Origin of the sequence: Streptomyces sp. NPDC051286 (assembly GCF_044455345.1) — a bacterium.
Lineage (GTDB): Bacteria > Actinomycetota > Actinomycetes > Streptomycetales > Streptomycetaceae > Streptomyces.
In genome coordinates this window covers 55,844-77,609 of the sequence record NZ_JBITER010000023.1, presented here as the reverse complement: position 1 = coordinate 77,609, position 21,766 = coordinate 55,844, and the positions used below count along the sequence as shown (strand labels likewise).

17 protein-coding genes and 3 pseudogenes are annotated in these 21,766 nt (G+C 70.8%); 15 read left to right on the top strand and 5 right to left on the bottom strand.

Translation table 11 applies throughout. The annotated features are described in order from the left end of the window. The first annotated feature begins 60 nt into the window (after positions 1–60). Positions 61–1,044: an XdhC family protein gene (locus tag ACIBB8_RS23115; protein ID WP_398954950.1), complete on the top strand. Its 984-nt coding sequence runs from the start codon at positions 61–63 to the stop codon at positions 1,042–1,044. A 408-nt stretch (positions 1,045–1,452) separates the two neighbouring features. On the opposite strand, the gene ACIBB8_RS23110 is transcribed toward ACIBB8_RS23115, so the two are convergent. Continuing rightward, positions 1,453–1,875: an oligopeptide/dipeptide ABC transporter ATP-binding protein gene (locus tag ACIBB8_RS23110; protein ID WP_398954948.1), complete on the bottom strand. Its 423-nt coding sequence runs from the start codon at positions 1,873–1,875 to the stop codon at positions 1,453–1,455. A 174-nt stretch (positions 1,876–2,049) separates the two neighbouring features. Between ACIBB8_RS23110 and ACIBB8_RS23105 the strand changes: the two genes are divergently transcribed. Then, complete coding sequence (locus tag ACIBB8_RS23105; protein ID WP_398954946.1) at positions 2,050–2,697, top strand: hypothetical protein; 648 nt, start codon at positions 2,050–2,052, stop codon at positions 2,695–2,697. 224 nt (positions 2,698–2,921) lie between these two features. On the opposite strand, the pseudogene ACIBB8_RS23100 reads toward ACIBB8_RS23105, so the two are convergent. Beyond that, positions 2,922–3,143, bottom strand: a pseudogene (locus ACIBB8_RS23100) (zinc ribbon domain-containing protein); the annotation flags it as partial. On the opposite strand from ACIBB8_RS23100, the gene ACIBB8_RS23095 reads away from it, so the two are divergent. The 6 genes and pseudogenes from ACIBB8_RS23095 (at position 3,091) to ACIBB8_RS23070 (ending at position 8,789) form a co-directional block, all read left to right on the top strand. After that, on the top strand, positions 3,091–3,489 hold the full coding sequence (locus tag ACIBB8_RS23095) for a hypothetical protein (protein WP_398955037.1): 399 nt from the start codon (positions 3,091–3,093) through the stop codon (positions 3,487–3,489). The pseudogene ACIBB8_RS23100 and the gene ACIBB8_RS23095 sit on opposite strands and share 53 nt — an antisense overlap. Before the next feature lie 124 nt (positions 3,490–3,613). After that, positions 3,614–5,830, top strand: coding sequence for a S8 family serine peptidase (locus ACIBB8_RS23090; RefSeq protein WP_398954944.1), 2,217 nt, complete (start codon positions 3,614–3,616; stop codon positions 5,828–5,830). A 542-nt stretch (positions 5,831–6,372) separates the two neighbouring features. Further along, entirely contained in the window at positions 6,373–6,597 is a 225-nt protein-coding gene (locus ACIBB8_RS23085) for a hypothetical protein (RefSeq protein WP_398954941.1), read from the top strand. 153 nt (positions 6,598–6,750) lie between these two features. Then, the gene (locus ACIBB8_RS23080; RefSeq protein ID WP_398954939.1) at positions 6,751–6,930 is read left to right on the top strand and encodes a hypothetical protein; all 180 of its coding nucleotides are present in this window, start codon (positions 6,751–6,753) and stop codon (positions 6,928–6,930) included. After that, positions 6,926–7,764, top strand: a pseudogene (locus ACIBB8_RS23075) (RNA-guided endonuclease InsQ/TnpB family protein); the annotation flags it as partial. The gene ACIBB8_RS23080 and the pseudogene ACIBB8_RS23075, both read left to right, overlap by 5 nt. A gap of 116 nt (positions 7,765–7,880) precedes the next feature. Next, on the top strand, positions 7,881–8,789 hold the full coding sequence (locus ACIBB8_RS23070) for an NAD(P)-dependent oxidoreductase (protein WP_398954937.1): 909 nt from the start codon (positions 7,881–7,883) through the stop codon (positions 8,787–8,789). Positions 8,790–8,991: 202 nt separating this feature from the next. On the opposite strand, the pseudogene ACIBB8_RS23065 reads toward ACIBB8_RS23070, so the two are convergent. Continuing rightward, positions 8,992–9,120: pseudogene (locus ACIBB8_RS23065) on the bottom strand (IS5/IS1182 family transposase); the annotation flags it as partial. A 541-nt stretch (positions 9,121–9,661) separates the two neighbouring features. On the opposite strand from ACIBB8_RS23065, the gene asnB reads away from it, so the two are divergent. The 3 genes from asnB (at position 9,662) to ACIBB8_RS23050 (ending at position 14,195) form a co-directional block, all read left to right on the top strand. Further along, a complete protein-coding gene (gene asnB / locus ACIBB8_RS23060; RefSeq protein WP_398954936.1) occupies positions 9,662–11,509 on the top strand; it encodes an asparagine synthase (glutamine-hydrolyzing) in 1,848 nt (615 codons plus the stop codon). A gap of 370 nt (positions 11,510–11,879) precedes the next feature. Next, positions 11,880–13,223, top strand: a complete 1,344-nt coding sequence (locus ACIBB8_RS23055; RefSeq protein WP_398954934.1) for a M64 family metallopeptidase — start codon at positions 11,880–11,882, stop codon at positions 13,221–13,223. Positions 13,224–13,437: 214 nt separating this feature from the next. Continuing rightward, positions 13,438–14,195 (top strand): IS5 family transposase gene (locus ACIBB8_RS23050; protein ID WP_398955033.1). Its coding sequence is split into 2 segments (ribosomal slippage): positions 13,438–13,753 and positions 13,753–14,195, totalling 759 coding nucleotides; the frame shifts between segments, so codons are not numbered across the junction. 85 nt (positions 14,196–14,280) lie between these two features. On the opposite strand, the gene ACIBB8_RS23045 is transcribed toward ACIBB8_RS23050, so the two are convergent. Both ACIBB8_RS23045 and ACIBB8_RS23040 read right to left on the bottom strand, forming a co-directional pair. After that, positions 14,281–15,894, bottom strand: coding sequence for an acyl-CoA carboxylase subunit beta (locus tag ACIBB8_RS23045; protein WP_398954932.1), 1,614 nt, complete (start codon positions 15,892–15,894; stop codon positions 14,281–14,283). A 76-nt stretch (positions 15,895–15,970) separates the two neighbouring features. After that, positions 15,971–16,774 (bottom strand): BTAD domain-containing putative transcriptional regulator, encoded by an 804-nt coding sequence (locus ACIBB8_RS23040; protein ID WP_398954930.1) that lies wholly within the window; start codon positions 16,772–16,774, stop codon positions 15,971–15,973. A gap of 310 nt (positions 16,775–17,084) precedes the next feature. On the opposite strand from ACIBB8_RS23040, the gene ACIBB8_RS23035 reads away from it, so the two are divergent. From ACIBB8_RS23035 to ACIBB8_RS23020, 4 genes are all read left to right on the top strand, one after another. Next, positions 17,085–17,279, top strand: a complete 195-nt coding sequence (locus ACIBB8_RS23035; protein WP_393307356.1) for a hypothetical protein — start codon at positions 17,085–17,087, stop codon at positions 17,277–17,279. After that, positions 17,276–19,522, top strand: coding sequence for a TOMM precursor leader peptide-binding protein (locus tag ACIBB8_RS23030; protein ID WP_398954926.1), 2,247 nt, complete (start codon positions 17,276–17,278; stop codon positions 19,520–19,522). Before ACIBB8_RS23035 ends, ACIBB8_RS23030 begins: the two co-directional genes overlap by 4 nt. Before the next feature lie 102 nt (positions 19,523–19,624). Next, complete coding sequence (locus ACIBB8_RS23025; protein WP_398954924.1) at positions 19,625–21,118, top strand: sensor histidine kinase; 1,494 nt, start codon at positions 19,625–19,627, stop codon at positions 21,116–21,118. A gap of 34 nt (positions 21,119–21,152) precedes the next feature. After that, positions 21,153–21,761: a DNA-binding response regulator gene (locus tag ACIBB8_RS23020; protein ID WP_398955031.1), complete on the top strand. Its 609-nt coding sequence runs from the start codon at positions 21,153–21,155 to the stop codon at positions 21,759–21,761. Positions 21,762–21,766 lie beyond the last annotated feature (5 nt).

Genomic DNA, 21,766 nt, shown 5'->3' with positions numbered 1-21,766 from the left:
AGGGGCTCTGGGACCGCTGCCGTCGCGGCCCCCGGCCCAGGACTGGAACAGGAGGTACGCGTGCTCCGCGAAGTGTGGCCCTTTGTCGACGCCCACCGCCGGGCGGGTCGGCCCGTCGCACTGGCCCGGCTGGTGGGCCGTGACGGTCCCGGATCACGACCGCTCGGCGCCACCATGGCCGTCGCCGCGGACGGTACGTGGCGCGGCTCGTTGTCGGGCGGCTGCGTCGAGGGCATCGTCCTGGACGCAGCCCGCGCCGTCCTGGCAGGGGCCGCGCCCCATGTGACCACGGTGTCGCCCGGGGACGACCTCCTGCCCTGGGAGGACGCTCCCGCCTGCACCGGCGAACTGCGTGTCCTCATCACGCCCGCGCCGCCCGAGCCCGTGCACTCCGCCATCACCACGGCCCTGGCCGAGGACCGTCCGCTCACCGTGCGGGTCGGGCTGAGGCCGCCTCACCGCTGGTCGACAACACCCACTGCCGGCCAACTGCCCGACGTGGGAACTGCGTACACCGAGGAACTGACGAGTCGGCCGCGGCTGCTCGTGGTCGGCGCGACAGATCTCGCCGCAGTCCTGGCCACCCTGGCCGGGACCTTGCACCGCACGGTCGTCGTCCTCGACCCGCGGCCCGACCATGTCGCCTCCGGGGCCTTCCCCGGCACCGCCGACGTCGTCCGCGCCTGGCCCGACGAGTGGATCGCCCGCCATCCGCTCGGCGTACGCGACGCCGTCGTCACACTCAGCCACGACCCGCGCATCGACGACCGCGCTCTTCGCGCCGCTCTGGCAGGACCCGCTGGGTACGTTGCCGCGCTAGGCAGCCGGGCCACCCACGCGCAACGCCTGCGGCGCCTGGCCGACGCGCCCGGACTGGACCGGCTGACCGGCCCGGCGGGCCTCGACCTCGGCGGAGCGTCGCTCGCCGAGAGCGCCCTGTCGATCCTCGCCGAGCTCATCGCGGTGGACAACGGCCGCGGCGGGCGGCGTCTGCGCGACGGCGATCTGCCCGTCCGGGCCACCACGGCCGCAGCGCACACCTAGGAGGGCACTGAAGATCGTGGCCGGATCAGCGAGCGGCGTCTGGTGCGTGCAGCTGCAAGGCGCCGAAGCGGCCTCATAGCGGAGCTATCAGGCCGTTTTGGCAACGCCGCAGATGTGCGTGCAAGACGCCGGGAGCCCGGCCAAGATCTTCAGCACCCTCCTGGCCGATCAGGTCGCACAAGGGCGACGGTGCCTGGGCAGTGCCGGTGAGCGGCGTACGGTGCGTGCTACTGCAAGCGGAGGAGGCCGCGAGGGAGCAGGCCCGCAGCAACGGCGGCGGCCAGAAGGCGAAGTCGAAGCCGCGGACCGTCCGGGCGGTGCGCCGGGACAGGCGGGAGCCGATGGGCCTCGGTGCCGCGCTGTGCTGCTGGAATCCCTCGCGCTCCAGCGAATTCCTGACTCAGAAGACTAGTGGGGGCCGACGGGGACGGGGTGCGGGCGGTGGCAGGCGACGGTCCATCCGGGTGCGACCTCGCGCGTGGCGGGCGGCTGCGTGGCGCAGCGGTCGTCGGTGAGTGGGCAGCGGGCGCGGAAGCGGCAGCCGGACGGCGGGTCGAGTGGGGACGGCGGGTCGGCGAGGAGCAGCCCGGTGTTGCGGAGCGGGCGGCCGGGCTCGGGGTGACACCGACGCCACCGGCGACACCTTCGAGGACGCCGTCGTCCCCGGCCGACACCGCAGGCCCCTTCCGGCCGTGATGCTGCCAGCCATCTGATCAAGGACCTCACCTTCGTCACCGTCCAGAGCGGCCTGCACAACACCGCCTGGACCCACCCGGAGGAGGTCAACCGGGCGCTTCTCGACTTCCTCGCGCTCTGACACGCGCTGCGCATCCGTCGTGCGTGGCCTGTGCGGTCGGTATGGTGTGTGGGAACACTGCTGACGCATGGGAATGTGGCTGATCTGTCACGGTGGTACCCCCTGGGGCCCAAGTCTGTGACCGGTCTCCTGTGCGCCGTCTCTGGGCGCTACGGTCCCTCCGTGTACTGAATCCTTGGGGGGTAGTGATGCGCAGAATCCCGCTTGCCGTCAGTCTCGCCGCCGCCGCCTGTCTGGCCCTGACCGCCTGTGACCCCGGGCCCGGGGACAGCGGCGGCGACGCCAAACAGTCTCCGTCACCCACACACTCAGAGCCGTCGCCCACACAGAGCGCCACCGGCGCGCCCGCCGGTGACGACACGGGTCCCGCCGCGGTCGGTCTGGGTGAGCCGTCCCGGACCGTCGGAGCCAAGACCGTCGGCATCCTGGAGATCACCCCGACGACCGTCGTCTACGCCGAACAGGGCGCCGGAGCGTCACCGCAGAACGGCGTGTTCGCGGTCGTCACGCTGAGCGAGAAATCAATGAGTGCGAACCCCGCCGACGAGGAGCCCGCGCCGGGCGGCGGCTGGCAGTGGATCGGCTCGGACGGTACGTCCGTCGCCGCGGGCAACGGCAACGCCGGAAAGGTCACCCTGGACGGGTACCCCCCGTCCGGTGCCATCGAGCCGGGGGACACCGCCACCCGCGCCCGGGTCTTCGACCTCACGCCCGAGCAGGCGAAGGGCGGCAAGCTCGTCTACACGGACGGTACGCAGGCACCGCATGGCTGGAAGCTTCCCGCCAAGGACACCGGACCCCAGGTCGCCGACATCAAGGGCAAGCTCGGGCTCTGACCCGGACCGACGGCACGGGGGCGCTCGGTGGCGGGGATGGTGGCATCGCTGGACCACCAGGCGTCACGGGTCTCGGGGTTTGCGGGGCCGGTGGCGTAGGAGAAGTCCTTGCCCGCGCCGACCCGGTACTCGAAGGCGCCGCCCAGCCACGGGCCTTTGGCCTCGCGATGGTGGCGGTGCCGGTGCGGGCTGCGGCCCATTGCTGGCCGTAGTGGCGCACGGGGGTGCCGACAGGCAGCGGCCGGCAGTCGCTCACCGCATTCGGGGCAGGTGCGGGAGGTGTTGCGGGCGCCCACTTCGATCACCCGGCGACCGGCACTTTCAGCCTTGTTCGCCAGGATCGTAGGGAACTGCCCCCAACCCGCTTCCAGGACACTGCGGTTCAAGCCCGCTTTGGCGGCGGCTCCGTTCGGCAGGAACGCGCCGGTCTGCTCGGGGTCGGGCCGCTCCAGCGAGATCACCACCGCCCGCCACAACAAGATCACCGAGCATCTGCGTGCAGCGGGTCCCGGGGCGCTCACGGACCTCGGCTTCGTCGGCCTGGACGACGACCCCGGAAATCCCGTGATCGTCACCGGCTACAAGGCGACCCGCAGCACGGCCCTGACCGCCGCCCAGAAAGAGGCGAACAAGCTGGTCAGCCGAGAACGCGCGGCCAACGAGCACGGTCGGTTTCGCGGACCTGAAGAACTGGCGGATCCTCACCGAGGTCCGCATGAAAGCCCGGCACGCGACCACGCTCCGCCTCCCTCCTCCGCCTTGGATTCGAAGCCGCATGACGCCGCTCGCTGATCCACTCTCTATCGTGCACCAGGCCGTTACTTCCAACGGAGATAGAAACGTGTTCGCCGATGCCTTGATCCGTTCCGGAAGGAGGAAATAGCATCCGGCGCAATCGATCATGGAGGGGGTCGGAGTGTCGAACACAAAGCGCGTGAAGCCAGTGCTGATCACAGCGCTGATACCGATAGTGGTGCTCGGCGTCGCCGCGCAGCCGGCGATGGGGCAGGTGCCCGTGCCACCGCAGATCAAGACCTACGAGGGAGATCCCGGCCGGCTCGGCGACGCGGCGAGCTGGCGCACCCCTGAGTTCAACCGGGACGCCGGCCTGGTTTCGATGGGAGCCGAATTCGCCTACGCCGCCGGCTACTCCGGCACCGGCATGAACATCGGTGTCGTCGACTCGGGCGTCTTCGCCGGGCACGTCCGGGAACACGGAAGCCTGGACACGAACTACGCGGTCGGGGACCGCTACTTCTCAGTGGAGGCCCAGGGCGGCCAGACGGGCCCCACGCCGGGCTTCTACGACCCGGCGCTCAACGACAGCCACGGCACCCACGTCAGCGGGACCATTGGTGCGAGCCGCGACGGCGTCGGCGAGACGCAACCGGCCGGGCCGGATGCCAACATGCACGGCGTCGCGTTCAACAGCAACGTGTACATGGGCAACACCGGCAAGACGGACGGCGTGCTCTACGGTCTCCTGCCGCCGAACGCGACCGCCGCGCAGACACCGGACGACGCCTACATCGGCAATGTCTACCGGGCCGTGAACTCCGCCAAGACGGCGAACGGCGAGCCCATCAGGATCATCACCAGCAGCTGGGGTAGCCAGCCCAAAACGGAAAACTACAACACGTATGACACACCGTCAGGTAGCCCGGCGGGCTTCGGTCTGAACACGGCATGGCGCCTCTGGTCCACTCCGGACGGCGTCGTCGACGCGAACGGCAGCGCCGCCCACTGGCTGAACGGTGCCATCGAGGCCGCACGTACCGGCACGGTCATCCAGTTCACCGCCGGTAACAGCGGCTACGTGAACCCGTCGCCGCGAGGCGCCGCGCCGTACTTCATGCCCGAGCTGGAGGGCAGCTGGTACACGACGTCGGGGGTCAACCCCACCCAGGGGCGCACGTTCAACGCTGACGGCTCCGTCCTGGTCCCCGGCCAGCAGACGTTCAACCAGTGCGGCGTCGCGAAGTGGTCCTGCGTGACGGCGCCGGCCAACGGCATCAACAGCACGACCGTGTCGGTCGTCAACGGCGTGCCCGAGCCCCGTTACGGCAGTGCGTCGGGGACGTCGATGGCCGGCCCGCACTCGGCGGCCGCACTTTCGTTGATCATGCAGCGCTTCCCGTACATGACCAACGAGCAGGCGCTCTACACGATGTTCACCACCGGCCGGCAGAACAACACGATCAGTGACGCGGCGGGCAACGCCGTGCTGAACCCCACCGGCGGCCAGATCGTGCAGGTGCCGGACAGCCGCAACGGCTGGGGCACGGTCAGCCTGCGGGAGGCCATGAACGGCCCGGGCCAGTTCCTGGGGCCGTTCGTCGTCGACACGCAGGGGCGCGACGACGTGTGGTCGAACGACATCTCGGACGTCGCGATCCGGGCCCGCCAGCAGGAGGACGCCGCCGAGGCGGCCGCCTGGGCGGCGACCAAGGCGGCCAAGGGCTGGACCACGGGCCTGCCGGCCGACGCGAGCGACGCCGACAAGTCGGACTACGCCATCGGGGTCCGCCGTGAGCAGGCCCGCGAGGCCCGCGCCTCCGAGGGCAGCCTCACGAAGCGTGGCGCCGGCACCCTGTTCCTCACCGGCAGCGAGACCTGGCACGGGACGAGCACCGTCCTCGACGGCAAACTCTCGGTCGTCGGCTCGCATGCGAGCGCTGTCGATGTGCGCGGCGGAACGCTCGGCGGCAGCGGCACTGTGGGTGACAGCGTCAACGTCAGCCACGGCGTGCTGCGGCCCGGTCTCACGGCCGACGAGGCCGCGCAGATCGCCGGCGCTTCCGGCGCCGCAGGCAATGTCCTGAACGTCGGCGGGAACGCGACCATCGGCAAGCAGGGTCGCGTTGCCGTCACGATCTCCGGCGACCGGGACTACACGAGCGTCCGGGCGGCGGGGAACCTGGTGCTGGACGGTGAGCTGGACCTGGACGTGCGGGGCAAGCTGACCCCGGGCACCGTGTTCACGATCATGAGCGGTAGCTCGATCAAGGGCGCCTTCCATGCGCTGCCGGAGAACCGGGCCCTGAACGTGGGCGGCTACCTGTTCCGGGTGTCCTACAAGAACAACAGCATGACGCTGACCGTCATGAACGCGGTGCCGAACAACGGGGAGTAAGCCGTGACCCGTTAACTCAACCCGGCTTGACCACGGTAGAGCCGTGGTGAAGGGGCAGAAAGAAAGGGTGGGGGGGGGGGGGGCGGGGGGGGGGGGGGGGCGCCGCCAAGAAGTGTGTGTGTGGTTGGGGCGGGGGGGCGGCGCCCCCCCCCCCCCCCCACCGGGCGCGGCGCGGGGGGGGGGGGGGGGGGGGGGGGGGGGGGGGCCGGGGGGGGGGGGGGGGGGGGGGGGGGGCGGCGGGGGGGGGGGGGCCCCCGCGGGCGGGCCGCCCCCCCCCCCCCCCCCCCCCCCCCCCCCCCCCACCGATTTACGTGGTCATCTGTTGCGACCGGGCGTCGACTCAGCCGCGCCGAACCCGTGTAGCTCGGCCTCTGACGGCCGGGGGAGCACCGCTGGCGGTGACCAGGTGCTGCCCCGGCTCCCGCGGCGCGACGGACCCGCGCCACCTGCGCGCACGTCCCACCGGACGGCATGCGTCGCGGCCCGACGGTGCAACCGCGACCGCGCACCGCCAGAACTAACGCAGGAAGAGGGGAACCAGCATGGCCAAGTCTGTGCACGCGGCGATCGGAGAGCACCCGATCCACTGCCTGATGTGCGACAACGACACGTTCCGCAAGCGGGAGGTCAAGCTGAACAGCACGGGGACGGAGCTCTTCGACCTGGCCTGGGCGAACGAGTCGGCGACCGGCCTGATCTGCCAGTCGTGCGGCTACGTCCACCTGTTCGTCAACCGTGACCTCCGGTTCAACCGGGCCCGTGGGTGATGTGGCCGGACAACGGAATGACCTCAAGGGCACGAACGCGCTCGCTCGCGTTCCGCCAGGTGGGGAGACCGCCGAGAGGCCGATAGGGTGCAAAGAACGCGTCGATGCGACGCTGGTGTGCCGGGAAGTCTGGTCGGTGTCCGAGGGGCCCGTGTGCCCATCCGCCTACCCGCCCCGGAGGCCCGCACCATGCCCCAGGCACGCCCGCGCAAGGTGATCCTCGGCCTGTTGCCCTGGCCCGAACGGCAGGCCGTCGCCGAGGCCCTGCGCACGGAGACGGCCGGCGGACTCATCCTGCTCGCCGCCGCGCTCGCTCGCGGTCCTCGCCGGTGACGGCTGCCGCTGGGATGCCACGCCGCACGACCCGGTGACCCGCGTCCGATTCCAGGGCGTGGGGCACGTCAGGGTGCATCAGCACCGGCCGGTGGTCGGCGAGGTCAAGACCGTCTCCGTCAAGCGTGAGGGCACGTGCTGGTACGTGGTCCTGACCGCAGAGCAGGCCGAGTCCGAGCCGCTGCCCAAGACGGGCAGTGCGGTCGGCATCGACCTGGGCATCGCCGACTTCCTCGCCGACTCGGGCGGCACATTCGTGGCCAACCCGCGCCATGGCCGGAAGGCTGCCGCGAAGCTCGAAGAAGCTCAGCGAGCGCTCAGCCGGTGCAAGCGCGGCTCCAAGCGCCGCCGCAAGACCGTGGAGAAGGTCGCCGCCCTGCACCGCAAGGTGCGCCGGCAACGGCTCGACCACGCACACAAGACCGCGCTCGACCTCGTACGCGAACACGACTTCATCGCGCACGAAGGCCTCAAGATCCACAGCATGGGCCGGGCACCCGCACCGAAGCCCGACCCCGGCCGGCCGGGCAGCTTCCTGCCCGACGGGGCCGCGTCCAAGGCCGGACTGAACCGCTCGATCAGCGATGCCGGATGGGGGTGTTCCTGACGATCCTGCACGTCAAGGCTGAAAGTGCCGGACGGGAAGTGATCGCCGTGGATCCCCGCAACACCTTCCGGCGGTGCCCCGCGTGCGGGCACACCGTCAAGGAGAACCGGCCCACACAGGAGAAGTTCCACTGCCAGGCGTGCGGCCACAGCGCGCACGCGGACACGGTGGGCGCTCTGAACGTTCTACGGGCCGGGCTGGTCCGTCGCGAAGCTCAACCCGCTTAGCGAGAAGCCACCCCGTTCACGGGGTGGAGGAGTCACCTCGACCCTTACGAGAAGGTAAGTACCGCAGAAAAAAGTAGGTACTTCCGAGAGTAGTGACACTCTCCGAGCATGGAGGGGTGAACGAACAACAGAACCACACCACCAGGCAAGACAGCGCTGTCACCGTGATCGGGCTTGGCCCGATGGGCCAGGCGATGACCCGCACCCTCCTCGCCGCCGGCCACCCGGTAACCGTCTGGAACCGCACCGCCAGTCGGGCCGACGGCGTCGTCACCCACGGAGCAACACTCGCGGCGACACCCAGCGAAGCGGTCGAAGCGAGTGACCTCGTGATCCTCAGCCTCACCGACTACCAGGCGATGTACGACATCCTCGACAGCGCCACCGCATCGCTCGCCGGCCGGACTCTGGTCAACCTGAGCTCTGACACTCCCGACCGCTCACGCCAGGCAGCAACCTGGGCAGCGGGCCACGACGCCACCTTCCTCACCGGGGGTGTCATGGTCCCCGCGCCGATGGTCGGCACGGAGGCGGCCTATGTCTACTACAGCGGCCGCGGCCAAGTGATGGAGAGCCACCTGGCGGCGTTGACACTGCTGGGAACACCAAGGCATCTGGGCGAAGACCCGGGCCTCGCCCAGATGATGTATCAAGCCCAACTCGCGGTGTTCCTCACCACCTTGTCCGGACTGATGCACGCCACCGCGATGCTAGGTACCGCAGGAATGAAGGCCAAGGAAGCGCTGCCGGAGTTGCTCTCCGCCGCCGACTCGATTGGCGACATCCTGAGGGCTGGTGAAGAGAACCTCGGCACCGCGCTTGATGCTGGAGAACATCCCGGCGACCTCAGCACGGTCACCATGATGGGCGCGACGTCCGACCACATCGTCGAGACCAGCACGTCACTCGGCCTCGACCTCGCGCTCCCCCTGGCCGTGCAGGCCCACTACCGGCGCGCGATCGAGAACGGACACGGCAGCGACAACTGGACCCGCATCATCGACAGCATCCGAGGGCCGCGCTGACCACATGCGGGACCGATGAACACACGCCCAGCCGCGACTCCGCCCAGGCCCCACTGCCTACTTGCGCCCTCGGCGGACCGTGCCCGGCACCTGACCCGGCTCGGAGTGGGGCTACGCCGACTCTACGACCCCACCCTTCATGCACTCAGTGATCGACGAGTTCTCAAAGGGCATTTGATTTAGGTAGATCGCCTCGTATGCCCTAGTAGGTGCCTCGCCAGGTGGGTGTGGTCTCGTCCGTTATGCGTTCGGCGAGGTTGTCGGTCGAGGCGATGTGGATCACGGCTTCGGAACCGGCGGGAAGTGTCTCGTAGTCGCGGGCCAGGCGTCGGCGAGGGGCTCCGGTGCAGCAATGCCCCGGAGCTACCCGACTGCTCACGGCAGTCAATGCTGACGGCTCCACGCCAAACGGCTCCCTGATCGACGAAATCGTCCGCGAGGGCGCCCGACGGCGTCGGCGGCGAGTTCGGGCAGTCGGCAGGCCATCGTGAGCGCGGAGTCGGCGAGCGTGTTCTCGTGGCGCTCCGCACTCACGTGACTGCGGCAGAACATCCTCGTGGCCCGTCTGCGCGGGGCGTCGGGTGAAGCGTGCGCGGAGCCGGCTTCGGCGGGGGCGGGGTAATGCTGTCGGGGTGGACTTGCGGTGCACGGTGTTGGTCACATCCGGAGCAACGCGTCACCCGTACGAGTGGTTGTGGTGGCGCGGGGTGACGAAACACCCGTGTTGACCGTACGCAAGGGCAGGCAGACGCTCGATGTATAGCTGCTCAATGCAACTGGTTCTGCCGGGCCCTCGCCTTCGGCACGCCGCCCGCGCGGTGGCACCGTGCGTACGACCGCTTTCCGGCCGGGACCGAATCGGGAGGACGCATATGTGTGGCATCACCGGCTGGGTCTCTTTCGACCGCGATCTCAGGGCAGCCGCGGAGGTTGCGACGCTGGACGCGATGACGGAGACCATGTCCTGCCGGGGCCCCGACGACCGGGGGACCTGGATCGCTGCCCACGCGGGGCTCGGACACCGCCGGCTCGCGATCATCGACCTGCCCGGCGGACGCCAGCCCATGACCGTCGGCACACCCGAGGGCGCAGTCGCCCTCGTGTACTCCGGCGAGGCGTACAACTTCACCGAACTGCGTGACGAACTGACCGCCCGCGGGCACCGGTTCACCACCGACTCGGACACCGAGGCCGTGCTGCGCGGCTACCTGGAGTGGGGCGAGGCACTTCCCGAGCGGCTCAATGGCATGTACGCCTTCGCGATCTGGGACAGCCGCCACGACAGGCTCGTCATGATCCGCGACCGGATGGGCGTCAAGCCCTTCTACTACTGGCCGACGCCCGACGGCGTGCTCTTCGGCTCGGAACCCAAGGCCATCCTCGCCAATCCGCTGGCCCGGCCCCGGGTCACGCTCGACGGGCTCCGGGAGCTCTTCACCCTCGTCAAGAACCCCGGCCACGCCGTATGGGACGGCATGTACGAGGTAGAGCCCGGCACGGTCGTCACCGTGGACCACGGCGGCCTGCGCCGCCACGTCTACTGGCAGCTGGAGACCCGTCCGCACCCCGACGACCGGGACACCTCGATCGCCACCGTACGGTCGCTGCTCGACGACATCGTGCGCCGCCAGCTGGTCTCCGACGTGCCCCGCTGCATCCTGCTCTCCGGCGGCCTCGACTCGTCCGCAGTCACCTCGCTCGCCGCCCGGCAACTCGCCGGGAGCGGCGAGAAGGTCCGCACCTTCGCCGTCGACTTCGTCGGGCGGACCGAGAACTTCGTCGCCGACGAACTGCGCACCACCCCCGACACCCCGTTCGTGCACGCCGTCGCACGGCGGGCGGGCACCATCCACCGTGACATCGTGCTCGACCCGGACGCCCTCGCCGACCCGGACGTACGCGCCCGGATGATCCGGGCCCGGGACATCCCCATGGGTCTCGGCGACATGGACGCCTCGCTCTATCTGCTCTTCCGGGCCATCCGCCGGCACTCGACCGTCGCGCTCTCCGGCGAGTCGGCCGACGAGGTCTTCGGCGGCTACCTCCAGTTCTTCGACGAGGAGGCCCGCAACGCCGACACATTCCCCTGGCTGGTGCGGTTCGCCGAGCACTTCGGCGAGGACGCGGGCATGCTGCGCGACGACGTGAACCACGCCCTCGGCCTGGAGGCATACATCCGCGACAGCTACGACAAAGCCGTCGCCGGCATCGAACGGCTCACCGGCGAGAGCGACTTCGAGTACCGCATGCGCAGGATCTGCCATCTCCACCTGACCCGATTCGTACGCATCCTGCTCGACCGCAAGGACCGGGCGAGCATGGCGGTCGGCCTGGAGGTCCGGGTGCCGTTCTGCGACCACCGGCTCGTCGAGTACGTCTACAACACCCCCTGGGCGCTGAAGTCCTTCGACGGCAGGGAGAAGAGCCTGCTGCGCGAGGCCACAGCGGATCTGCTTCCCCGGTCCGTGTATGAACGGACCAAGACCCCCTACCCGTCGACCCAGGACCCGAAGTACGCCGTCGCCCTCCAGGAGCACGCCCACGACCTGCTCGCGCACCCAGACCACCGGGTCTTCGACCTCATCGACCGCGGTCGGCTGCAACGGGCGGCCGACCACGACGCACCCGGAATCACCTCGGCATCCCGCCGCGGCCTGGAACGCACTCTGGATCTCGCGATGTGGCTGGACCTGTACGAGCCGGAGGTGATCCTCGGCTGAGCGGGCTGCCGCGGGTCCAGGGGCAACCGGTGGCTGCTCAGACTCGGGTTCTGGCTGAGCTTGACACTGTCGGGGATCTTGGAGCTTCCCGGTGCGCCAGTGTGATCAGCAGGCATGCTCGGGACGCCCGCTTGTGCAAGCGCGTCGCCGACTATGTCCGCGGCATCCTTGGGCAAGTCCTGGTCGCCGAGCGCGGGCAGCAGGAGCAGCAGACGCTCGTGTTCGGCATGGACGCGGTTTCACATCCGCAAGGGCATTGTGCGGCACTGGCAGGGGGCCCTAAGTTAAGCGTCCCGTTAAGCGCGCTGATACGTGCACTTAAGATGCTTGTCCTGGGGAGAGATTGTTGCGCCCGTCCATACGCAGATCAATGGCGGCAGCCACGGTGGCCGCCGCTGTCATGACCGCCCTCGCCGTCACCCCCGGCTCCGCTTCCGCGGGCGCCGGCCCGGAGACGACCGGGCGGGTCAAGGTCGAGATACCCGGCCACGCACACACCGAGAGCGGTGAGCACGGGCACCACGAGGCCGGCTCCGGCTACACCTGGGTGCCGTCCGCCCGCAAGGCCCGTACCGCGGCCCCGCTCTCCGCGGCCGAGACCCTGGCCGACGGCGATGTCACCAAGGTCATCGACAACGGCCCCACCGCCGACCGCCTCGACGTGGTCGTCATCGGCGACGGCTACACCGCCGCCGAACTGGACCAGTTCCACGTCGACGCCAAGGAGAAGTGGGCCGAGGTGACGGCCGTCGAGCCGTACACCACCTACCAGAACCTCTTCAACGTCTGGACCGTCGACGCCGTCTCGAACGACTCCGGAGTCTCCGGCGACCCGGGCCCAGATGCCGTCAAGGACACCGCCCTCGGCTCGTACTTCTGGTGCGGGGACATCGAGCGGCTGCTCTGCATCGACGAGCAGAAGGTCGACTCGTACGTCGCCAAGGCCCCCGAGGCCGACCTCGTCATCGTCCTCGCCAACAGCACCAAGTACGGCGGCGCCGGCTACAACACGCACAGCGAGACGCTCGGTTACGAGGGCATCTCCACCGCCTCCGCCCGCAACGACCGGTCCGGCCAGGTCGCCATCCACGAGACCGGCCACTCCCTCGGCAAGCTCGCCGACGAGTACTTCTACCCCGGCTACCCGGGCTACGAGCAGTACACCGGCGCGGAGCCCTCGCAGTCCAACATCTCCACCCTGAGCGCGGACGCCATGGGCGCCCAGCGGACCAAGTGGTACCGCTGGCTCGGCGAGACCTCTCCCGACGGCGGCACGGTCGGCGCGTACCAGGGCGGCGGCTACTACGTGGCGGGCCTCAACCGGCCCACCGACGCCTCGATCATGCGGGTGCTCGGCAAGCCCTTCAACCTCCCCGGCCGCGAAGCGATGATCGCCGGCTTCTACCGCCACGCCTCCGTCGCGACCCCCCTCACCCCCACCGAGCGCACGCTGCGCCAGCTCGACACCGCGCGCGTCGAGGTGCCGCGGCTGGCGGGCGAGCAGCAGCTCGACATCCAGTGGTACCTCGACGGCAAGCCGCTGACCGCCCAGGCGGGCCGGACCGCCGTGCCCGTCGCCGCGCTCCACATGGACTCGCGGGACGTCCGCAGCCACCGGCTCACCGTCGTCGTCACCGACCGCACGGACGCCGTGCGCGACCCGGCGATCGCCGCGACCGTCCAGGACCAGCAGTCCTGGACGGTCCGGCACTGACCCCAGGGCTACCAGGATGTGGAGGCCGCCTTGCTGGCGGCCTCCACATCTGCGATGTGTCGACTTCGTGTCAGTGGGAGCGTGTCAGTACGGTCGAATGGGAGAACCGTGTTCCCGCTGGTCGTCGGCCCGTGGCTGGGGCTTGCCACTGACATGGCGGTGGTACTCCGCGGCCTCGCGGCTGTCATGGGGTGGTACATCGCCAGATGGCTCACTGCTACGAAGACGGCACATCGCAGCAAAGAGCCGGCCGCCTGCTCCGTCACGGCCGCAGGGAGGCGGCCGACGACGGTACGGCGACCGCGAGGTTCTGGCGGCGATCATCTTCGTGGCCACGTCGGGCTGTACGTGGCGGCAGTTGCCTCCCTCTTTCGGGCCATCAGGTCCGACGGCCCACCGGCGGTTCACCGAATGGAGCAGGGCCCGGGTGTGGGCCAAGCTCCACCGCCTGGTCCTGGACGAACTCGGTGCACGCGGTGAACTGGACTGGAGCCGATGTGCAATCGACTCGGTGAACATGCGGGCCCTGAAAGGGGGGACCTGACGGGTCCGAATCCTGTCGATCGGGGCAAGAAGGGGTCGAGGATCCACTTGATCACCGAGCGCACCGGTCTGCCCTTGTCGGTCGGCATCTCGGGCGCGAACCTGCACGACAGTCAGGCCCTCGAACCGCTCGTCCGCGGCATACCGCCGATCCGCTCCCGCCGCGGACCACGCCGACGCCGCCCCGCCAAGCTGCACGCAGACAAGGGCTACGACTACGACCACCTGCGACGTTGGCTCCGCTCACGCGGGATCACCCACCGCATCGCCCGGAAGGGCATCGAGTCGTCCCAGCGCTTGGGCCGACACCGCTGGACCATCGAACGCACCATGGCCTGGCTCGCCGGCTGCCGCCGCCTCCACCGCCGCTACGAACGCAAGGCCGAGCACTTCCTGGCCTTCACCAGCATTGCTCTTCGGGTCGTGTGACACGCAGGTGCTCAACGCCTTCGAAGGTGTGACTCGATGGATCGCGAGATCGGCCGCAGAGTGACCAGTTCCGTGACAGGGCCCGTCACATCGGCGGGTTCCCGTGCTTCCGTTCAGGGAGCTGGGCGTGCTTCTGGCGGAGCATGGCCAGGGCGCGGGTCAGGGTGCGGCGGGTCTCGGCGGGGGCGATGACGTCGTCCACCAGGCCGCGTTCGGCGGCGTAGTAGGGGTGCATCAGCTCGGACTTGTACTCCTTGATGAGGCGGGTGCGGGTCGCCTCGGGGTCGGTGGAGGCGGCGATCTCGCGGCGGAAGACGACGTTCGCCGCGCCCTCCGCCCCCATCACCGCGATCTCGTTGGTCGGCCAGGCGAAGGAGAGGTCCGCGCCGATCGAGCGGGAGTCCATCACGATGTAGGCGCCGCCGTAGGCCTTGCGGATGACCAGGGAGATGCGCGGGACCGTCGCGTTGCAAAAGGCGTAGAGGAGTTTGGCGCCGTGGCGGATGATGCCGTTGTGCTCCTGGTCGACGCCCGGCAGGAAGCCCGGCACGTCGACCAGGGTGACCAGCGGGATGTTGAAGGCGTCGCAGAACTGGACGAAGCGGGCGGCCTTCTCCGAGCCGTGGATGTCCAGGACGCCGGCGAGGGCGGTGGGCTGGTTCGCGACGATGCCCGCCACATGGCCGTCCAGGCGGGCCAGCGCGCACACCACGTTCTGCGCCCAGCCCTCGTGGACCTCGAAGAAGTCGCCGTCGTCGACGATCTCCTCGATCACCGCGCGCATGTCGTACGCCTGCTGCGGGCCGGCCGGGACCAGTGAGGTCAGCGCGTCCGTGGGGCGGTCCGGCGGGTCGTCGGTGCGGACCACCGGGGGCAGTTCGCGGTTGTTCTGGGGGAGGAGGGAAAGGAGGTGGCGGACGTCCGCCAGGCAGTCCGCCTCGTCGTCGTAGACGAAACCCGACACCCCCGACACCCCGGCGTGCACATCCGCGCCGCCCAGGCCGTCATGGCTGATCTGCTCGCCGGTCACCGCCTGGACCACGTCCGGGCCCGTGATGAACATCTGCGAGGTGCCGCGCACCATGAACACGAAGTCGGTCAGCGCGGGGGAGTAGGCGGCGCCGCCCGCGCACGGGCCCAGGATCACGCTGATCTGCGGGATCACTCCGGAGGCGCGGGTGTTGCGGCGGAAGATGCCGCCGTACCCGGCGAGCGCCGTCACGCCCTCCTGGATCCGCGCGCCCGCGCCGTCGCTCAGGCCCACGGCCGGCGCGCCCGCCGCCTCCGCCAGGTCCATCACCTTGTGGATCTTCTCCGCGTGGGCCTCGCCCAGGGCGCCGCCGAAGACGCGGAAGTCGTGCGCGTACGCGAAGACCGTGCGCCCGTGCACCAGGCCCCAGCCGATCACCACGCCGTCGCCGTGCGGCTTGCGCGCCTCCAGACCGAAGCCCGAGGCGCGGTGCCGGCGCAGCGGCTCGATCTCCGTGAACGTGCCCTCGTCGAAGAGGAGTTCCAGGCGCTCGGGTGCGGTGAGCTTGCCCTTCGCGTGCTGGCGCCGGGTGGCCTCGGGGTCGGGGCCCCGGCTCAGCTCCTCCTTCAGGCGTTGCAACTCGTCGGTGGAGCGGCGCAGATCCGGCTCAGAGGTGGGGGAGGCGACGGGCGCCGGACTGTCGGCGAGCAGTTCGTCGAAGGTCGTCATTGCGGCACCGTAGGCGCCCGTACTCGAAGCCTCCGGTACCTCCTCTGGAGGACCGCTCGACCTCGGCCTCGACCGACTACTGTGCCCGGTCCGCCGTCGTCACCCTCAGCGCATGGTCCGGGTCCCCCGAAAGCACCGCCCGGTGCAGGTCCTGCAGCGCCGCCGACGGTTCCAGGCCCAGTTCGCGTACGAGCGAGCCGCGTAGGCGCTGGTATGCCTCCAGGGCGCGCCAGCTGCCGCCTGTGCGGTGCAGGGCGCGCATCAGCTGGGCGCAGAAGCCCTCGTGGAGGGGGTGGCGGGCGGCGAGGACGCGGAGTTCCGGGACCACCTCGGCGTGGCGGCCCAGGCGCAGGTCCGCCTCGATGCGGCGTTCGAGCGCGGTGGTGCGCTGCTCGTTGAGGCGCAGCACCTCCAGTTCGAGCACCGATCCGGCCGGTACGTCGACCAGGGCCGGGCCCTGCCACAGGCCGAGGGCGCGGCGCAGCAGGTCGGAGGCGGCGCGGTAGTCGCCGACCTCGAAGGCGGTGGCGCCGGCCGCGGCGAGCCGGTCGAACTCGTGGGCGTCCACCCGGCCGGGCTCCACCTGGAGCAGATAGCCGCCGAACCGGGTGACCAGGATGTCCTTCGCGTCGAGCCGCGGGTCGCCGTCGAGTGCGGCGGTGAACCGGCGGCGCAGCTGGAGGATGTACGTCTGCAGCGTGGTGGAGGCGCTGCGGGGAATGCACTCGCCCCAGATCTCCTCCATCAGCGTCGGCACCGACACCACCCGGTCGGCGTGCAGGGCGAGCAGCGAGAGGAGCTGGCGGGGTTTGGCGGCGCTGGGTACGACCGACACGCCGCGTTCCTGCGCGGCGAGCGACCCCAGGATCTGGATGTCCATGGGCTTTCTCCCCCTTGGGCCACGGCCGTCGGCGTCCCCGTGACGGCCCGTTCGGAGTCCGGCACTCGAGATTCGCACCGTGCCCGGCTCGCGGCCCAGTGAGGGGAGCACGACCACCGTCATGAAAATGTCATGTCGCACCGATGAGCGCTGCACTGCCGAAGGTTCCTGTTCCGGAAGCAGACTTCTGGCCAGACGCCGAGACCGGATCCGGTTCCTCGGCGCGGACGGTTCCGAGCGGGTGACGTGCTTCGTCTTCGCAATTGCCACGTCTGCCCGCCCACTTCGTTCATTCCTGGGGGCACACGTCATGAACATTACCGAGGACATCCTTCGCCTTCTTCCGTCGGACGCGCGGACCGGGCGGTCCGGCTGCAGTGAGTCCGGGCCGGCCGGCGGGACGCCGGCCGGGATAACCGTCGAGAGCCTCAGCCGCACCGAGGCCGGCCGCGCGAGCTGGTGCATGTGCATCTCCGCCGCGCTCGACACCCGGGTGGGTGCGTGAGCGAGGCGCAGAGCCCGGCCCGCGGCCCGTTCGTGGCGTTCAAGCGCCACGTGCGGGCCGTGTCGGTCCCGGGGGAGGCGGTGTTCGTGTGGTCCGACCAGGACATGACCGCCGTGCGCGGGGCCGGCGCGGAAACCCTCCTCGGTCTGCTCGACGGCACCCACACCCTGCCCGAGTTGCTCAAGGAGGCCGCGGCGGTGATGCCGGCCGACGTGGCGGGCAGGGTGGTCCGGCAGTTGGCCGAGGCCAATCTCGTGGGCTACCGCAATGGCGTGCCCGACCCGTCCGTCCCGGCCGAGCGCTCGGCGGCGCAGGCGTACTGGGACCGGGCCGGTCTCGACGGCGCGGTAGCCGACCGCGCGGTGCGCGGCCGGCCGGTGGCGGTGATCGGAGTCGGCGCGGTGGACGGCGAGGCCGCCCGGGCCGCGTGCCGGAACTCGGGCCTCACCCCGGTCGGCGCGGACGCCGACGCCGACTTCGCCCTCGTGCTGTGCGAGGACTATCTGATGCCCGGACTGCGGGAGACGTCCGAGCGGTTACGGGCCGCGCGGCGGCCGTGGCTGCTCGCCAGCCCCTTCGCCGCCGAGCCGTGGACCGGTCCGGTCTTCGCCCCGGACGGCGACGGCGCCTGCTGGACCTGTCTGGCGCACCGGCTGCGCGAGCACCACCGCGGCGAGCTGTCCGTACGCCAGGCTCTTGGCCTCGACCGGCCGGGCGTGCGGCCGGCGTCCTCGCTGCCCGCCGTACGGGCCGTGGGGCTGCACGGCGCCGTCCTGGAGACGGCCAAGTGGCTGGCCGGGCTGCGCACCGCCGAGCAGGGGGCGGTGTGCGTCTTGGACGGCCTCACCCTGCGCACCGCCCACCACCCGGTGCGGCGGCGCCCGCAGTGTCCTTCCTGCGGGGACCCTGCACTGGTCGCCGAGCGGACCCGGCGGCCGGTGGTGTTGGTGTCGCGGCCCAAGGCCGAGGGCTCGGGCAGCAACGACCGGGCGCTGTCCGCCGAGCAGATGCTGGAGCGGTACGGGCATCTGATCGGCCCCGTCACCGGCATCGTGACGGAGGTCCGGCCCATGGCCGGGCTTCCCGAGGGTCTGTACGCCTACGACTCCGGGCACAACCTGGCGCTGCACGGACACTCCCCGGCGAGCATGCGGCGGGTGCTGCGGGCGCGCAGCTCGGGCAAGGGCACGACGGCGGCCGAGGCCCGGGCCAGTGCGCTCGGCGAGGCGGTGGAACGTTACTGCGCCACCCGGCAGGGCGACGAGGCCACGATCACCGACTCGCTCGCCGGACTCGGCGAAAACGCCGTCCACCCCAACACGTACCAGCTGTTCCATGAACGGCAGTACACCGACCGGGACCAGTGGAACGCCTCGCACACCCCCTTCCACCATGTGTGCGCGCCCTTCGACCCGCACCGGCCCACCCACTGGACCCCAATGTGGTCGCTCACCGGCGTCCAGCGGCTGCTGCCCACCTCCACGCTGTACTTCGACTGCACACCCGGCGGCGCGCCGGACGGGCTGTGGGCCGACTCCAACGGCAACGCGGCGGGCAGCAGCACCGAGGACGCCCTGGTGCAGGGCTTCCTCGAACTCGTCGAGCGGGACGCGGTGTCGCTGTGGTGGTACAACCGGCTCCGCCGGCCGGCCGTCGACCTCGACGCGTTCGACGCGCCGTGGCTCGCGCGGCTGCGCGAAGCGCTCGGCCGGGCGGGCCGGCAGGTCTGGGCCCTCGACCTCACCTCCGACCTCGGGATCCCGGTCATGGTGGCGGTCTCCCGGCGCACGGACGGCGGACTCCCCGACATCGTCTACGGGTTCGGGGCCCACTTCGATCCCCGGCTCGCACTGCGCCGGGCGCTCACCGAGATGGTCCAGACGCTGCCGCCTGTGGCCGCTGGAGCGGCGCCGCCGGCCCCCGGGCAGCCCCATCTGCTGCCGGACCCGGGGCAGTCGGCCCGTACCCCCGCCGCCTGGCCGGCGTATGTCCGCGAGGCCGATCTCCTCGCCGACGTCGAGACGGTCCGCGCCCTCGTCGCCGCGCACGGCCTGGAGTTGCTCGTACTCGACCAGACCCGGCCGGACGTCGGCATTCCGGTGGTGAAGGTACTGGTGCCGGGACTTCGTCACTTCTACGCCCGGTTCGCGCCGGGACGGCTCTACGATGTGCCGGTCCGGCTCGGGGAACTGGCCCGGCCGACGCCCTACGAGGAACTCAACTCCCAGCCGCTGGCCTTGTAGTTCGCGCGTGATGGTCCCGGATCCGCCGGGTGTCGGATCCGCCGGGTGTCGGATTATAGTCCGGTCTCACAAACTCTCGACATCCATGCGAGGAGTCGACACATGGCGGGCCGTTTCCGGGCCTCGGACGACGACTTCATCCCCATCGAGGAGCAGGCGGAGGGAGCGTCACCGAGCAAGGGGTCATGGAACCCGCCCGCCATGGCCGCCGCGCCGGACGACGGCCGGGGCGGGCGTGGGGGCCGGGGCCTCCTGGCGCCGCGGCTCGCCCGGGGCGTCAGCACGGTGGTCTTCGCGGGGTACGGCGTCGTCACCCTGCTCAACGTGCAGAACACGGTGTCGAGCCCGCTCGGGCTCGTCCTGTGCACCCTCGCCGTGGGCGCGCTCTACACCCTGCAGATCATGCTGGCGTCGCCCCGCGCCCGCCGGTGGCCCGGCGGGCGCCGGGCGGTCGTTCTCGTCACCCAGGCGGGCCTCACCTTAGGGCCCATGGTGTGGCTGGGCATCGCCTGGGGAAGCATGGCGGGACCGCTCGCCGGATCGATTCTCCTGATGCTTCCCGGCCGGTTCGCCTGGCCCTGCTACAGCGCGGTCCCGCTGGCCATCCTCGGCTGGTCGGCGGCGAGCGACGGGATCTCGGCCCTGGAGACGGGCTACTACGCCGTCTCCACCGCGCTGACCGGGCTCGTCATCTACGGGCTCACCCGGCTCACCGACCTCGTGCGCGAAGTCCACGACGCCCGCGCCGAGATGGCCCGGATGGCGGTCACCCAGGAGCGGCTGCGGTTCGCGCGGGACCTGCACGACCTGCTCGGCTACAGCCTCTCCGCCATCACCCTCAAGTGCGAGCTGATCCACCGGCTCACCCCGGTCAATCCGGAGCGGGCCCGCGAGGAGGTCGCCTCGGTGCTCGGCATCGCCCGGCAGGCGCTCGCCGACGTCCGGATCGTGGCCAGCGGCTACCGGGACATGTCCCTTACGGCGGAGGCCGAGTCGGTGGCCGAGGTGATGGCGGCGGCCGACGTCGAGACGGAGCTGGACATCGACTACGGCCGGCTCCACCCGTTGGTGGACACCGTGCTCGCGACGGCCCTGCGCGAGGGCGTCACCAATATGCTCAGGCACAGCAAGGTGCAGTCGTGCACCGTCACGGTGCGGGTCGAAGGAGAGGCAGTGCGACTGGACCTGGTCAACGACGGCGTGGTCGCGCAGGACCGGCCCGACGCCCCGGACCGCGGCAGCGGCCTGGGCAACCTGCGGACCCGGCTCGCCGCGATCGGCGGCGAGATGAGGGCCGGGGCCGAGGCCGGGAATCGCTTCCGGCTGACGGCCGTCGCCCCGCTGAGACCGTCCAAGGGCGAGGAAGCGGAACCGCTGCTGCCGCGCGCCCGCCGCGTGGTGCTCGGCACGCCCGGTGCGGCCCACGCGGACGCCCCGGAGAGCACGGACGCCCCGGAGAGCGTGTACGCCGCGGTGAGCTCGGACGCCGGCGGTCACGGCGAGGCCGGCGTACGGGGCGACGCGGGCTTACGCGGAGACACGAGCGGTCCCGGAGAAGCGGGCAGACGCGGAGACGCGGGCAAACAAGCCGTCTGAGCGCACACAGGACACATCGGGGGAGCACATGCTGCTGATCAAGATCCTGCTCGCCGAGGACGTGCACATGGTCCGTGGCGCGCTGGTGGCGCTGCTGGAACTCGAGCCGGACCTCCAGGTCGTCGCGTCGGTCCCCCGCGGGGACCTCATCGTTCCGTCCGCCCTGGAGGCCCGCCCGGACGTCGCCGTCATCGACATCGACCTGCCCGGGGTCGACGGGCTCACCGCGGCGGCCGACCTGCACGAGCGGGTGCCGGACTGCCGCACCCTCATCCTCACGAGCCTCGGCAGACCCGGGACCCTGCGGCGGGCGATGGCCGCGCGGGTCTCCGGCTTCCTCCTGAAGGACTCCCCGCCGTCCCGGCTCGCCCAGGCGGTGCGCTCGGTCGCCGTCGGCCAGCGGGTCATCGACCCCGAACTCGCCCTCAGCGCCTGGGAGGCGCCCGACAACCCGCTCTCCCCGCGCGAGACCCAGGTGCTGCGGCTCGCGGCCCATGGCGCCGACGCCGCGGAGATCGCCGACCACCTCTTCCTCACCCAGGGCACCGTACGCAACTACCTCACCGCCATCGTCGACAAGCTCAACGCGCGTAACCGCATCGACGCCATCCGCATCGCGGAGGAGGCCGGCTGGATCCCGTAACCCGG